The following is a 13240-nucleotide window of genomic DNA, read 5'->3' as shown; positions in this document are numbered from 1 at the left end:
CGAACCGGGGGGCGGGGGGAGGCAGTAAAGTTCGGAAGCGTGACAGCGCGTATCGAGCGAGTGGTGACCGAGGGCGTCGTCGATGTCGACGGCGTCGAGCACAAGGTCGAGAACAACACGTGGATCCTGGGTGACGACGAGGATGTCATCGTCATCGACGCCGCGCGCGACGCGGAGAAGATCCTGGAGAAGGTCGGCGATCGGGAGGTGCTGGCGATCATCTGCACCCACGGCCTGCCCGACCACGTGGGCGCGGCCATCGAGGTCGCGGCCAGAGACGAGGCGGTGGTCGCACTCCACCCGAAGGACCGGCCGCTGTGGCGGCTGACCTGGCCCGACACCTGGCCGGACATCGACATGGAGGACGAGGGCCTCTTCGAGGTCGGCGGTGTCCAGCTGGAGGTCATGTCCACCCCGGGCATCTCCCACGGTGGCGTCTCGCTGTACTGCGAGGCCCTGGACGCCGTCTTCACCGGCAAGACCCTCCAGGCCGACGGCCCCGGCAAGGTCGGCGGTGAGTATCCCGCCCTGGCCGACCAGCTGACCGCCATCGGCGGGCGGCTGTTCACCCTGCCGCACCGCACCCGGGTGCTGCCCGCGCACGGCGAGGAGACGACCATCGGCGATCTGGAGCCCCAGTTCGACGCCTGGCTCTCCGGCTCGCTCACCCGCGGCGCCGACGCGCCGGAGGAAGAGGAGGGGCCGCTGACCGACGGCACCCGCGTGTCGGGAATCCGGCTGAATCCCCGGAACGATCTGCTCTAGATGGACCAGCTCCCCCTGGAGGGCATGCCGCGGCGGCTCTACGCCTGCACGCCGTCGCGGCTGAACAACTGGCTCGACTGCCCCCGCCGCTACCGGTTCACCTACATGGACCGGCCCACGCCGCAGAAGGGCCCGCCGTGGGCGCACAACAGCGTGGGCGCCAGCGTGCACAACGCCCTGGCCGCCTGGTGGCGTGAGCCGTACGAGCGGCGCACGCCCGAGGTCGCGGGGAGCCTGCTCGCCAAGGGATGGATCAACGAGGGGTTCCGCGACGCCGAGCAGTCGCGGACTTGGCGTGACCGGGCCCGGGAGATGGTCTCCGGATACGTCGCGAGCCTCGACCCGTCCGCCGAGCCGGTCGGCGTCGAGCGCACGGTCGCCACACGCACCTCCGTCGTGGCGCTCTCCGGCCGCGTGGACCGGCTCGACCGGCGCGGCGAGGAGCTGGTCGTGGTCGACTACAAGACCGGCCGCCGCCCGCTGAGCACCGACGACGCCCGTTCCTCGCTCGCGCTGGCGGTCTACGCCATCGCCTCCTCCCGGATGATGCGCCGCCCCTGTCACCGGGTCGAGCTGCACCACCTGCCGACCGCCTCGATCGTGGAGTGGGAGCACACCGACGAGTCGCTCGCCCGCCACCTGGGCCACGCCGAGGAGATCGCCGTCGAGGCCTCCGAGGCCGACGAGCGCTACAAGGAGTGGTCGGCCACCACCCGGCCCGAGGGGACCGCCCCGCCCCGGGCACGCGGCGGCGGCGACCGCGCCGCGCCCGCGGTGCCCCCCGAGATCGACGCGGTCTTCCCGCCCCGTACGGGCCCGCTGTGCTCGTGGTGCGACTTCCGCCGTCACTGCCCCGAGGGCCAGGCCGCGGGCGACGACCGCGAGCCCTGGGCCGCCCTCGCCGACTGACCCTGACCGCGAGGCCCGCCCGGCCGTCCCGGGGCTCAGGCGAGCCCTGACACGCTGTCCGCGCCCGCTCGACGGGAGATCACGTAGCCTGCCCTGCCAGGGCCGGGGCCGCGTTCGCGAGAGCGTGCCGCCGGAGCCGTCAGCGGGGGTGGGACGGCCAGCGGCGCGGGTCTGTCAGGCCCCTGAGCCCCGCGGTCATGTCGTAGCCCGCCGCGCCCAGCCGTTCGCGCGACGCGGCGAGCATCCGGCGGGTGGCGGGCATGAACGCCCGGTCGTGGACGGGTTCGGGAAGCGTGTCCATGACCAGCCGGAACGCTCTCAGCGCCGCGGTCACCGCACCCGGCGGCACCTCGGGCAGCACGCCGTACATCCGCCTGGCCCAGCCGGGCAGCGAGTAGTGGCAGAGCGCCCCGAAGGGGACGTAGGCGGGTTTGCCGGGGGTGAGGGCGCGCAGCCCGGCGGGCAGGCGCGGCCACATCAGGAAGCGGACCGTGGACACGGCCTCGGGGGTGGCCCTCAGCAGCGGGCGTGTCGCGGCGAAGTAGTCGTCCAGCTCCGCCATCGAGCCGGGCACGTCCTCGGCGTGCAGGCCGACGTAGGTGGCGCTGCGGCGCTGCTCGGCCAGGTAGCGGTCGGCCTGGCGGTCGTCGAGCCCCAGGCCCGAGCGCCGCGCCACGGACAGGTAGGAGGAGACCTCCGCGCAGTGGACCCAGAGCAGCAGCTCCGGGTCGTCCACCCGGCGGATCCGGCCGCTGACGGGGTCGTCGAAGCGCAGCCGCCGGTGGATCCCCCGGACGCGGCGGCCGGCCTCGTCGGCCTCCGCGGGGCTGCCGAAGGTGACCCTGCCCACGAAGTCCGCCGTACGGCGGAGCCTCCCGAACGGGTCCCGCCGGAAGTCGGAGTTCTGCCAGACCCCGCGCATCGCGAGCGGGTGCAGGGCCTGGAGCATGAGGCCGCCGACTCCGCCGATCCACATGGAGCGGTCGATGTGCACCAGCCACGTCGCGGTGTGCGGGGGCTGGACGACGATGTCCTCGATGCTCGCCATGGTCGGCACATGGTGACACGGCGTTCGGCGGGCCGTCCAACGGGCCCACCCCGGCCGGCCGGCTCCGTGGGCCGCCCGGACCGGTCGGCTCCGTGGGCCCGGCCCGACCGGTCAGCTCCTCAGGCGGCTCTCCGCGGCGTTCCAGAAGCGGATGAGGGCGGCGGCGGTGGTCTCCGGGGCCTCCACCGCGGGGGAGTGGGCCGAGCCGGGGACGACCACGCAGTCGGCGTCCAGGCGGCGGGCCATCTCCGACTGCATGTGGGGCGGCCAGCCGTCGTCGTGCTCGCCGTACAGGACCAGGGTGTCGATCCCGACCTGGGTGAGCTCGTCGCACCGGTCGGGCGCGGAGAGCACCTCCTCGGTCATCGTGAGCATGCCGACGGGCGAGTTGGCGAACAGCCGCTTGCGCAGGAAGGCGATGATCTCGTCGGACACCCCCGAGGCCAGGGCCTCGGGCTCCATCCGGGTGTGCCACAGGTGCTCCAGGCCGACGCCGGGCAGCTCCGAGACCATGAAGCGGCCCGCGCGCTCGCGGGGCCCGACGATCGCGGCGGGCCCGGAGCTCATGAGCGTGTAGGACACGAACCGGGTGCGGCCGTCGATGACCGCCTCCCGGGTGACCAGGCCGCCGAACGAGTGGCCGACCAGGTGGATCGGGCCGCCGTGGCCGATCACCTGGGCCAGGACGTCGACGTCGTTGCCGAGCGCGGCGCAGGTGTAGGCGCTCCTGTCGTCAGGGCCGCTCGTCTCGAACTGGCCGCGCATGTCGATCGCGACGACCTGACGGCCCGACTGCGCGAGCGTCTGCAGGACCGCGATGAAGTCTTCCTTGCTGCCGGTCAGGCCGGGAACCAGCAGGGCGGGCCACCGCTCGGGGATGCCGCTGACGGGCAGGGCCTCCAGTACGGCGAAGGCGCCCACCGCCGTCTCGATCTGACGAGAGCGGACGCCAGGAGGCAGGGTCAGAAAACGCGGCGTACTCACGTGGCCCCACGATACCTCTCTTGGTGACATCGCTCCGTGCGTCCAGAAGGGGCCGGGAGCGTGAAAAGGGGCGCCACCGACAAGGTCGCGCCCCTTCACATGGTGACACTTGCTAGTTAGGGCGACGCGTTCCCCGCTGTTGCTGACCGCTGCGCGCCGGTGGGCGACGGCGGCTCTGCACGCGTTCGGAGGCCGCCGAGGGGGCGATCTCGTCGTCGTCCGACGCCAGGTCCGGTGACTTGAAGATCACCGAGAACGGGCTCGGGGGAATGATCTTCTCGGGCTGCGGCCGGGGCCTGGGGGCCTCCGCCACGGGCTCGTCGTCCCAGCGCTCCGCCATGGTGTCGTCGTCCTCTCCGGGATCCGTGAACTCCGCCACCCGCTCCTCGGCCCACGACGGAGCCGAAGGGGCCTCCGCGATCGCCGGGGTCGCCGGGGCGTCCGCCACCTGCTCGCGCCTGCCACGGCGCTGCCGGCGAACCGGCTCCTCCGCCGCGGGCTCGGCGTGCGCCGGGGCCACCGGGGCCGCCGGGGCCGCCGGGGCCTCTGCCGTGCCGACGAGGCTCACCTCGGGATTCAGGCCGGCCTTGCGAGCCCGGCCCCTGCGGGGCGCGCTCTCGGCGGGCTGCTCGTCACGGGCGTCCCTGCGGGCTACCATGTCCGGCTCCACCTCGGCGATCTCGACGACAGGGGGCTGCTCCTCGGCCACGACCGGTGCGGGGGTCTCCTCGCCGGTACGGCCTCCGCGGGTGCGACGGCGCTCGCGGGACGTGCGCGCGGGGCGCTCACGGCGCTCCTCGCGATCGTCGTCGCGTCCCCTGCGGGAGTCGTCGTCGCGTCCCCTGCGGGGGGAGCGGGACCGGATGCGGCCCGTCTCACCGAGATCCTCGACCTCCTCGGCGGCCAGGCCCGCCCGGGAGCGGTTGGCGCGCGGCAGCACGCCCTTGGTGCCCTCGGGGATGCCCAGGTCGCTGAAGACGTGCGGGGAGGTCGAGTAGGTCTCGACCGGCTCGGGGAAGGGGAGCGAGAGCGCGTTGTTGATGACCTTCCAGCGAGTGAGGTCCTCCCACTCGACGAAGGTCACCGCGACGCCCGTCTTGCCGGCCCGGCCGGTGCGGCCGATCCGGTGGACGTACGCCTTCTCGTCCTGGGGGCAGTCGTAGTTGACGACGTGGGTGACGTCGTCGACGTCGATGCCGCGCGCCGCGACGTCGGTCGCGACCAGCACGTCGATCTTGCCGTTGCGGAAGGCCCGCAGGGCCTGCTCGCGCTGGCCCTGACCGAGGTCGCCGTGCACGGCCGCGGCGGCGAAGCCGCGCTCCTTGAGCTGCTCGACGACCATGTCGCAGGCGCGCTTGGTCTCACAGAAGATCATCGTGAGCCCGCGGCCCTCGCACTGCAGCAGGCGGCCGACGATCTCGATCTTGTCCATCCGGTGCGTGCGCCAGACGAACTGTGTCGTCTGCGGGGTCGCCTCGGCCTCGATGTCGTTGTTCTCGGCCCGCACGTGGGTGGGGCGGGTGAGGTAACGCCTGGACAGGGCGACGATCTCGCCCGGCAGGGTCGCGGAGAACAGCATCGTCTGCCGCTCCGCGGGGATGAGCTTGATGATGCGCTCGATGTCGGGCAGGAAGCCCAGGTCGAGCATCCGGTCGGCCTCGTCCAGGACGAGCGTCCCGATCTGGCTGAGGTCGAGGTGCTTCTGCTTGACCAGGTCGAGCAGGCGGCCCGGGGTGCCGACGATGACGTCGACGCCCTGCTTGAGCGCCTCGATCTGGGGTTCGTAGGCGCGCCCGCCGTACACGGTGAGGATCCGCGAGCCGAGCTTGCCGGCCGCCGTCACAAGGTCCTCGGTGACCTGGACGGCGAGCTCGCGGGTCGGCACGACGACCAGCCCGCGGGGCTTCTTGCGGTTCTTCCTCGGCTTGCCGACACGTTGCAGCATCGCCACGCCGAAGGCGTAGGTCTTGCCGGTGCCGGTGCGCGCCTGGCCGATGATGTCCTGGCCGTTGAGGGCCAGGGGGAGTGCCATTTCCTGGATAGGGAACGGCGCGATGATGCCCTCGGTCTCAAGGGCATCGGCGATCTCTGGGGTGACTCCGAGGTCTCGGAACGTCGTCAGCTTGGCCTGCCTAAATCTCCGTTGAAGGCAGGCCTGCCGGGACCACGGGCAGAAAACGTGTTCCCCGTGCCGGGTCCTCGCGGAAGGTCCAGCCCTCTCATGTCATCAGCGACCGCTGCGGCGTCACGCCGACTTTTGGGGGCGTCCGGGAGTGGATATCCCGGATTAACACGGTGCGGTCGCACTTTCACAGAGCAGTGTACTCGATACCACAACGGAGAACCGATTTCTTCGTATTCCCGGTGAATCGCGAGGTCGCTCAGCTCGTAGGCTGCGTCCATGAGCGATTCCCCTCCCGGTGTCTCCGACCTGCTCGGCGTCCTCGCCTACGCCGAGCTGACCGCGTTCCTCAGACTCGCCGAGGACGCCACCCGGTACGCCCCCTCCCTGACCGACCAGGCGGCCCTCGGCGGCCTCGCGGCGGCCGAGTACGCCCACTTCGAGTTGCTCCGCGACCGGCTCGCCTCCCTCGGCGTGGACCCGGAGAAGGCGATGGAGCCGTTCACCGGGCCGCTGGACGACTGGCACGCCCTCACCTTCCCCGGAGACTGGCTGGAGGCTCTGGTCAAGGCGTACGTCGGCACGGGGATCGCGCTCGACTTCTACCGCGAGGCGGCCGTAGGAGTGGACGACGAGACGCGGAACCTCGTCGACGAGGTCCTCGCGGACGAGGGGCGGTCGCAGTTCGCCGTCGAGAGGGTCCGCGCGGCGCTCCAGGAGGACCCCAAGCAGGCCGGGCGGCTGGCGCTGTGGGCCAGGCGCCTGGTGGGGGAGGCGTTGAGCCAGGGGCAGCACGTGGCCGCCGCCAGGCCCGAGCTCGCGGCCCTGCTGGTGGAGGCGGCCGGCGAGGACATCGGCCGGATGTTCGCCCGGCTGACCGAGAAGCACGGCCGGCGGATGGCCGCCCTCGGGCTGACCCCGGGCCCCTAGCCGGGGGCCGGGGTCCTCTCCGGCCCTGGGTCCTCCGGTTTCCCGGCCCTCATGGGCTCCATTCGCGCCGGACTCCGGTCCTGCCCGGCTCCGTTTTCGCCCGGTGGCATCGGGCGCGAGCGCCGGTCCGCCCGGGTGGCGAATCAGCGCTTTCCGCCCCGCGACGTGGGGGAGACCGTTTCACCTTTGGCGTGAACGCCGGAGCACTGCGGACGAATCCGGTAGCGTGCGGGACATGAGGGCCTCGCGCCGCTATGGCAGTTCCTTGACGAGATGTGGGCCGAACCGCTGGACTTCGCGTCCCGTGCTGCGCAGGGGAGGCGCGGGCTGCCCGGCGATCAGCCGGGGGCGGGAGCACCTCCGCCGCGTCAGACGCCCGCGCTGCTGCGGGCTCGGTGAGCGGGACGAGTGCCCGGGCGGCTGAGGGGCGCGCTCGCCCCGGATCCGCGGACCGCGCCATGCCGCGAAGGACGACCTGGCGCGAGCCCGGAATCCGTCAGAGCGTGCCGCCGAAGCCGACGGGACGCGCCTCCTCCTCGCCGATCTCGATGAAGCCGAGTGAGGCGACCGGGACGATGATCTTCCGGCCGTTGACGTCGGTGATGGTGAAGACACCGCTGCCGGACGAGAGGGCGGCGCTGATCTCGCCCTCGAGCTGCTCGGCCGTGAGGTCGGTCTCCACTACGAGTTCACGGTGTACGGAACGTACGCCGATCTTGATTTCCATCATGCTCCCTTTCGATGAGGGTTGCTTGTCCCATGGTCGCCCCACCGGGGATGCGACGCGCCGGTTGATCGCGGCAAGCGAACAGATGATCGCGGCGAGCGAACGGCGGGTCGGAGGGCCGGGGTAACGGAGGATTCCGCGACGCGGGCGGCGGCGCGGGAAACCGGCCCGAGGCCGGTGCCGGGAGCGCGGGTGGTGCCCGGGGTCCCCGGCGGCCGGTCCCCCGATCCCTTGGTGGTCGGCGTGACCGGCCTCTTAGCCGGCCTCTTAGTGGTCGGTCCCCTGGTGGTCGGCGACGGTGCGGGGGAAGCCGGAGATGCCGCGCCACGACAGGCGGGCGATGAGCTGGGTGGCCGCGTCCTTGGGAATGGAGCCGTTGCTGCTGATCCAGTAACGGGCGCTGACCTCGGCCATGCCGACGAGCCCGACGCCGAGCAGGCGCGCCTCGTCGCTGGAGCAGCCGGTGTCCTCCTGGATGACCTGGCTGATCATCTCGGCGCTCTCGCGGAGGTTGCGCTCCATGCGCTGGCGGACCGGGGCGACGTTGCGGAGATCCGACTCGAACACCAGCCGGAACGCCTCGCCCTGGCTGGAGACGAAGTCGAAGAAGGCGCCGATCGCGGCCTGGACGCGCTGCTTGTTGTCCGTGGTGGAGGCGAGGGCGTCGCGGCAGCGGGCGATCATGTCGTCCACGTGCAGGTCGAGCAGGGCGAGATAGAGCTCCTGCTTGCCCGGGAAGTGCTGGTAGAGGACCGGCTTGCTGACCCCTGCCCGTTCGGCGATCTCGTCCATCGCGGCCGCGTGGTAGCCGTTCTCCACGAACACCTCCTGCGCCGCGCTGAGCAGCTGGCGGCGGCGGGCCGTCCGGGGCAGCCGGGTGCCCCGGGGCTTGGCGTCCGGGGTAGCGGTCACGTGGTCTCCTCGTGTCAAGCTCCTGGCGTCTGGGGCCATCCTACGCGTGGGTAATCCGGGTCAGCGATAATCGTCCTCGTCGAGCTCGACGGTGCGTCGCTGCTCGAAGGTGTCCGCGGGATCGGCCTCCATGGGGATCGAATCGGGCCACTCCGGCTCCTCCTCGCGCGCCGCGCGGTTCTGCTCGGCGGCGTCGGCGGGGTCGACCTCGATCGGGAGGTCGGTGGGCGTGTCGGAGCCGTCCTCGCGCACCGGCCGGTGTTGCTCGGCGGCGTCGGCCTCGGGCGTCTCGACGGAGAGTTCCTCGGGGAGGTCGTCGGCCGTTTCCCTGTGTGATCTGTCGCCCTGCACGTTCATGTCTGACATCCCCTGTCGTCATCCGGGCTTCGGCTGCTCCCTCTCCTGCCCCGGTTCCTGTAAACGTCGGACATCGCTCAGCGTACGGCCTCGGGTGCCGCGCGCCGGGAAAGACGCGACATCGGTCCGGCCATGGCGCCATCCGCGGTGTCGACGAGGTTTCGCGAACGTGTGCGAGGTATCTGGGAGAAGGGGCGGAGGGAGATGTCGGCGGTGAGAGCGGTGCCGAGCCGTCCAAGGGGGTTGCCGTGCCGTTCGAGAGATGGGGGAGGAGCGTTGCCGCAGGGAAACAGGAGGCGGAAAACAGGCGTGGGGTGTGGAGAGTGCGGAGGTGGTGGGGAGGGCCGTGTGGCGGCGTCGGGACGGGTCGGATAATTCAGATAACACGGTGGACACAACAGGGCGGGGGCTCCGCGGTCGGAAAACCGCGGAGCCCCCGCCTGTGATTCGTGAGAAATGAGAATTCGCACTTTGTTGAGAGTCGGAATCCCGAGGATTTCGTCCCCGGCTTTCCGTGCTCACCGTCCGGGCCGATGTTCCTCCGTGAAGGAACGCGACCCTGGTGAATACGGGATCCCTACCTCTCTGTCGCGGCTTTGGAGCCGCTGTGAAAAGCGATTCCAGCCGTTGTCGGCCTCGTGTTCCGGCCCCGTGTCAAGCAGAGGTCAGGACGCGGCGGCCGCGACCGGAGGCCCGGGCGGAGGCCCAGGCGGAGTGTGCTCCTTGTGCTCGTGCTCCTTGAGAGGCACGAGGCGGTCGGAGCGGGTCTTGTTGTGCAGACGGTTCCGGTTGCAGCTGTCGTTGTTGAGCGTCAGACGGAAGCGGTGGTGAGTGCGACGGTACTCACGGTTACGGCAGCAGCCGCCGCCGCCCCACCAGGTCGTGAAGGTGCCGGCGGTGACCGCGGTGGTCATCGCGTTGGCGCTGGTGACGGTGGTCGCCGCGCCCAGGCCGACGACTCCGCCGGCCAATGCCGTGCTGATCGCGAGCCCTGCGAGGACACTCTTGAACTCGGGCATTGCGTTTCCCCCTTGAAAGGATCGATTTACCAATTTTTGGCATTTACCGTATGAGTCGGGAATTGCCAGAGATGGTTAGGGTTGGCCGGTGATGAGCCATCCCTGGTTGTCATAGTTTCCTCGCATGTCTGCTGACAAACGGAGATCGAAGGCTTTTACCCTGTTCTTAGCTATTTATCGTTGAGGTTGGATGCTTATTGGTCGCTTTAAAGCGAAATGTATTTAATGTCGGATTTGTTCTTCGGGGACGGAGGGGGCTCGGTGTCGCCGGAAGGCAGGTCGGTGCGGCTCGCGCACGCGGAGGGTGTCGCCGTGCGACCTCCGCGTCGGCCGTCTCGATCGGGCGCTTGGGGGAGGGGGCGATCCTTTCCCGGGTGGTTCGTCGCCGTACCCCGGCGCCGAGTTGGCGAGGGGCGATATGTCGAAAATGGGGCATAAAGGACGAAGGTCCCGCGGTTTGGAAGCCGCGGGACCTCGCTGCCACTTCGTGAGATGAAAAACTCGCACTGTGGTGAGAGTCAGGTGCCTGCGGATCTCTCCTCAGGTTCCCGCTGTCGCTGTTCGGTCGGTTCCTCTGGGTGAGGAGCACGGCGGTGGCGAACGCGAGGGCCCTGTCTCTCCGTCACGGTCTCGACGCCACGGGAAATCGCGGATCGGGCCGTGATTGATTTTGTCCTCCGGTTGTGCCGCGCCCCGATCGGGGGGTGCGGCCTCGATCGGATGACTAGTCGTCGACGTCCGCACCGACAAGCGGCACGATGCGGTCGCTACGGTTGTCGTTGAACAGTTCGTTGTCGTTGTTGTTGTGGTTGTTGATGATCAGCCTGAAGCGCTTGCGGCTGTGGTGACGGTGGCAGCTGCCCCCGCCGCAGCAGCAACGACGCCCGTAGCCGCCGCCACCGCAGGTCGGGAAGGCGGCGGCGGTGACCGTGGTGGTCATCGCGTTGGCGCTCATGACAGTGGTCGCCGCGCCCATGGTGACGACTCCGCCGGCCAGTGCCGTGCTGATCGCGAGCCCTGCCATGACACTCTTGAACTTGGGCATTGCGTTTCCCCCTTGTAAGGACTAAGTATCCCTGTTTTCGACATTTCCTGTATAAATAGGAAATTGTCAGGGATGGCCGGTGATGAGCCATCCCTGGTTGTCATGGTTTCCTCGCATGTCTGCCGACAAACGGAGATCGAAGGCTTTTACGCTCCTCTTAGCTATTTATCGTCGATGTTGGATGCTTATTGGTCGCTTTGAAATGAAATGTATTTAATGTCGGATTTGTTCTTTGGGGAGAGGGGCGAGGGTGCGAGGCGGTGCCGAGGGAAGGGTCGGTGACGGCCTCGCGCGCCGGTGCCGAGGCGAGGAAGGGAGGAAGTGGTTCGGTGGAAGAGGGTGAGGCGGGGGCGGGAAAGGCGGGGTGTGGGAGGGTGCGGAAGGCAGGCGAAAGGCCCCGCGGTCCGAAAACCGCGGGGCCTCGCTGTCACTTTGTGAGATGAGAACTCGCACTGTGGTGAGAGTCAGGGCTTAGGAATCTATCCCCAAGTTTCCGCCGTCGCGGTTTGGCCCGTTCCTCTGGGTGAGAAGCACGGCCGCGGCGAACGCGGGGTCCTGTCTCTCCGTCACGGTCTCGACGCCACGGGAAATCGCGGATCGGGCCGTGAGTGATTCCGTCCTCCGGCGGTGCCGCGTCCCCTTCGGGTATCGCGACCCCGACTGCTGTCTACTCGTCGTCGTCGGCACCGAGGGTGAGAGGCCGGAGGAGGCCGCTGCGGTTTTCGTTGCGCAGGGAGTTCTGGTTGTTGTTGTGGTTGTTGATGATCACCTTGATGCGGTGGTGACGCCGGTGGTGACGCCAGCCGCCGCCGCAGCAGCGGCCGCAGCCGCGACGCCAGCCGCAGCCGCCGCCGCAGGTCGGGAAGGCGGCGGCGGTGACCGTGGTGGTCATCGCTCCGGCGCTCGTGGCGGTGGTCGCCGCACCCAGGCCGACGACTCCGCCGGTCAGCGCCGTGCTGATCGCGAGCCCTGCGAGGACACTCTTGAACTTGGGCATGCGTTTCCCCCTTGAAATGATCGGTTACCCCGATTTCTGACGTTTTCCGCATAAATCGGAATTGCCAAAGATGGCTGGCTATGAGCCATCCCTGCTTGTCATGATTTCCGCCCATGTCTGCCTAGAAACAGGAATCGAAGGGCTTTGCGCTACTCTTATCTATTTATGACATATGTTGGACTCTTATTAGTAGTTTTGAAAGGAAATGTCTCTAATGTCTGCTTTGTTCTTTGGCGGTGAGGTGCGAGGTGGGGCCCGGTCGCCGGCGTTCCCCTCGCCTGTCGCGGCCGCGGGTGGAATGCTGTCGAATTAATGATGATAAATCGTGCAATAAAAGACATCTGGCGAAAAAGGCGTTATGCGTCTTTCGTGGTAACGGGAGGCTGTCTCCTGGCATGTCGCGGACCGAACTATCGTGGAAGGGCAGTGGAACGACAGGAGGCGAGTGGTGAACAACCCGATCCCGCACTGGCCGGGTGAGACGATCGACCTCGGCGAACAGCGGGTCCACGTGCGCTCGACACCCCGTGGCCCCGCCGAGACCGCCGTATACGTGCACGGTCTCGCCGGCTCCGCGACCAACTGGACCGACCTGATGAGCGAGCTGTCCGGAGTGGTGACGGGGCACGCCCTCGACCTGCCCGGCGCCGGATACTCGCCCGCGCCGCCGGACGCCGACTACTCCGTCGACGCCCACGCCAGGACCGTCACCGCCCTGATCGAGCGGGTCTCCGGCACACCCGTGCACCTGTTCGGCAACTCCCTGGGCGGCGCCGTCTCGGTGCGGGTCGCCGCCACCCGCCCCGACCTGGTCCGCTCGCTGACCCTGATCTCACCGGCCCTGCCCGACCTCCTGCCCCGATACGGCCCGGCGCGGGTGGCGCTGTCCACCGTGCCCCACATCGGCGAGTGGGCCGCGAGCCGGCTCACCCTCGTGCCCGCCGAGCGCAGGCTGGGCGCCACGCTCGCCATGTGCTACGCCGACGTGGGGCGGATCCACCCGGACCGGCTCAGGGAGGCGGCCGACGAGCTGCGCCGCAGGGACGGCCTGCCGTACGCGGCGGAGGCTCTGATCAACTCGGCGCGCGGCATCGTCGCCGAGTACTTCAGGCGCGGAGAGACGAACCTGTGGCGGCAGGCGGCCATGGTGACCGCGCCCACGCTGGTCATCCACGGCCGCCACGACCGCCTCGTCAACCCCCGGATGGCCGCCCGCGCGGTCCGGACGTTCCCCCGTGTGCGGCTGATGCTGCTGCCCGACGCCGGGCACGTGGCCCAGATGGAGTTCCCCGAGCGGGTGGCCCGCGAGGCCGGGCTCCTGATCGCCGAGACGGTCCTCGCGCCGGTTGGGGAATGACGGGGGCCCCGGGTTAGGTTGTGAGTGGAGCGTGCTGCGCCAGCCGCATCAAGGACCCCTGAAACGGG

At 69.6% G+C, this 13240-nt stretch carries 13 protein-coding genes; 4 read left to right on the top strand and 9 right to left on the bottom strand.

From position 1 onward, the window contains the following. Nucleotides 1-39: 39 nt before the first annotated feature. On the top strand, nucleotides 40-765 hold the full coding sequence (locus ACFFRH_RS21710) for an MBL fold metallo-hydrolase (protein WP_344744957.1): 726 nt from the start codon (nucleotides 40-42) through the stop codon (nucleotides 763-765). Then, the gene (locus ACFFRH_RS21705; protein ID WP_344744959.1) at nucleotides 766-1674 is read left to right on the top strand and encodes a RecB family exonuclease; all 909 of its coding nucleotides are present in this window, start codon (nucleotides 766-768) and stop codon (nucleotides 1672-1674) included. It abuts the gene before it with no gap. A 139-nt stretch (nucleotides 1675-1813) separates the two neighbouring features. Here the strand turns inward: ACFFRH_RS21705 and ACFFRH_RS21700 are convergent, their stop codons facing one another. The 3 genes from ACFFRH_RS21700 to ACFFRH_RS21690 all read right to left on the bottom strand — a co-directional run bounded on the left by ACFFRH_RS21700 (nucleotide 1814) and on the right by ACFFRH_RS21690 (nucleotide 5738). After that, the gene (locus ACFFRH_RS21700; protein WP_386159065.1) at nucleotides 1814-2722 is read right to left on the bottom strand and encodes an oxygenase MpaB family protein; all 909 of its coding nucleotides are present in this window, start codon (nucleotides 2720-2722) and stop codon (nucleotides 1814-1816) included. Nucleotides 2723-2833: 111 nt separating this feature from the next. Then, nucleotides 2834-3706, bottom strand: a complete 873-nt coding sequence (locus ACFFRH_RS21695; protein ID WP_344744963.1) for an alpha/beta fold hydrolase — start codon at nucleotides 3704-3706, stop codon at nucleotides 2834-2836. A 112-nt stretch (nucleotides 3707-3818) separates the two neighbouring features. After that, complete coding sequence (locus ACFFRH_RS21690; RefSeq protein WP_344744965.1) at nucleotides 3819-5738, bottom strand: DEAD/DEAH box helicase; 1920 nt, start codon at nucleotides 5736-5738, stop codon at nucleotides 3819-3821. A 369-nt stretch (nucleotides 5739-6107) separates the two neighbouring features. Between ACFFRH_RS21690 and ACFFRH_RS21685 the strand changes: the two genes are divergently transcribed. Then, complete coding sequence (locus ACFFRH_RS21685; RefSeq protein WP_344744967.1) at nucleotides 6108-6758, top strand: ferritin-like fold-containing protein; 651 nt, start codon at nucleotides 6108-6110, stop codon at nucleotides 6756-6758. A 496-nt stretch (nucleotides 6759-7254) separates the two neighbouring features. Here the strand turns inward: ACFFRH_RS21685 and ACFFRH_RS21680 are convergent, their stop codons facing one another. The 6 genes from ACFFRH_RS21680 to ACFFRH_RS21655 form a co-directional block, all read right to left on the bottom strand. Beyond that, a complete protein-coding gene (locus tag ACFFRH_RS21680; protein WP_344744969.1) occupies nucleotides 7255-7485 on the bottom strand; it encodes a DUF3107 domain-containing protein in 231 nt (76 codons plus the stop codon). A gap of 267 nt (nucleotides 7486-7752) precedes the next feature. Continuing rightward, nucleotides 7753-8397, bottom strand: coding sequence for a TetR/AcrR family transcriptional regulator (locus ACFFRH_RS21675; RefSeq protein WP_344744971.1), 645 nt, complete (start codon nucleotides 8395-8397; stop codon nucleotides 7753-7755). 60 nt (nucleotides 8398-8457) lie between these two features. Then, nucleotides 8458-8754 carry a hypothetical protein gene (locus tag ACFFRH_RS21670; RefSeq protein WP_386159060.1) on the bottom strand — a complete coding sequence of 99 codons (297 nt, stop codon included), beginning with the start codon at nucleotides 8752-8754 and terminating at the stop codon, nucleotides 8458-8460. A 665-nt stretch (nucleotides 8755-9419) separates the two neighbouring features. Then, a complete protein-coding gene (locus ACFFRH_RS21665; RefSeq protein ID WP_344744975.1) occupies nucleotides 9420-9773 on the bottom strand; it encodes a hypothetical protein in 354 nt (117 codons plus the stop codon). A 724-nt stretch (nucleotides 9774-10497) separates the two neighbouring features. Further along, nucleotides 10498-10818: a hypothetical protein gene (locus ACFFRH_RS21660; RefSeq protein ID WP_344744977.1), complete on the bottom strand. Its 321-nt coding sequence runs from the start codon at nucleotides 10816-10818 to the stop codon at nucleotides 10498-10500. A 667-nt stretch (nucleotides 10819-11485) separates the two neighbouring features. Then, on the bottom strand, nucleotides 11486-11815 hold the full coding sequence (locus ACFFRH_RS21655; RefSeq protein ID WP_344744979.1) for a hypothetical protein: 330 nt from the start codon (nucleotides 11813-11815) through the stop codon (nucleotides 11486-11488). Between the two features lie 448 nt (nucleotides 11816-12263). Here ACFFRH_RS21655 and ACFFRH_RS21650 point away from each other — a divergent pair, with 448 nt between their 5' ends. Then, nucleotides 12264-13172 (top strand): alpha/beta fold hydrolase, encoded by a 909-nt coding sequence (locus tag ACFFRH_RS21650; protein WP_344744981.1) that lies wholly within the window; start codon nucleotides 12264-12266, stop codon nucleotides 13170-13172. Nucleotides 13173-13240 lie beyond the last annotated feature (68 nt).

It is taken from the genome of Streptosporangium vulgare, assembly GCF_042428775.1.
GTDB classification, from domain to species: Bacteria; Actinomycetota; Actinomycetes; order Streptosporangiales; family Streptosporangiaceae; genus Streptosporangium; species Streptosporangium vulgare.
The sequence above is the reverse complement of the archived record's forward strand: the minus strand, read 5'-3'. Positions and strand labels throughout refer to the sequence as shown.

Coding starts and splice junctions, on each gene's coding strand:
- ACFFRH_RS21705 (WP_344744959.1), top strand. CDS start 766: ATGGACCAGCTCCCCCTGGAGGGCATGCCGCGGCGGCTCTACGCCTGC.
- ACFFRH_RS21700 (WP_386159065.1), bottom strand. CDS start 2,722: ATGGCGAGCATCGAGGACATCGTCGTCCAGCCCCCGCACACCGCGACG.
- ACFFRH_RS21690 (WP_344744965.1), bottom strand. CDS start 5,738: ATGGCACTCCCCCTGGCCCTCAACGGCCAGGACATCATCGGCCAGGCG.
- ACFFRH_RS21685 (WP_344744967.1), top strand. CDS start 6,108: ATGAGCGATTCCCCTCCCGGTGTCTCCGACCTGCTCGGCGTCCTCGCC.
- ACFFRH_RS21680 (WP_344744969.1), bottom strand. CDS start 7,485: ATGGAAATCAAGATCGGCGTACGTTCCGTACACCGTGAACTCGTAGTG.
- ACFFRH_RS21670 (WP_386159060.1), bottom strand. CDS start 8,754: ATGAACGTGCAGGGCGACAGATCACACAGGGAAACGGCCGACGACCTC.
- ACFFRH_RS21665 (WP_344744975.1), bottom strand. CDS start 9,773: ATGCCCGAGTTCAAGAGTGTCCTCGCAGGGCTCGCGATCAGCACGGCA.
- ACFFRH_RS21660 (WP_344744977.1), bottom strand. CDS start 10,818: ATGCCCAAGTTCAAGAGTGTCATGGCAGGGCTCGCGATCAGCACGGCA.
- ACFFRH_RS21655 (WP_344744979.1), bottom strand. CDS start 11,815: ATGCCCAAGTTCAAGAGTGTCCTCGCAGGGCTCGCGATCAGCACGGCG.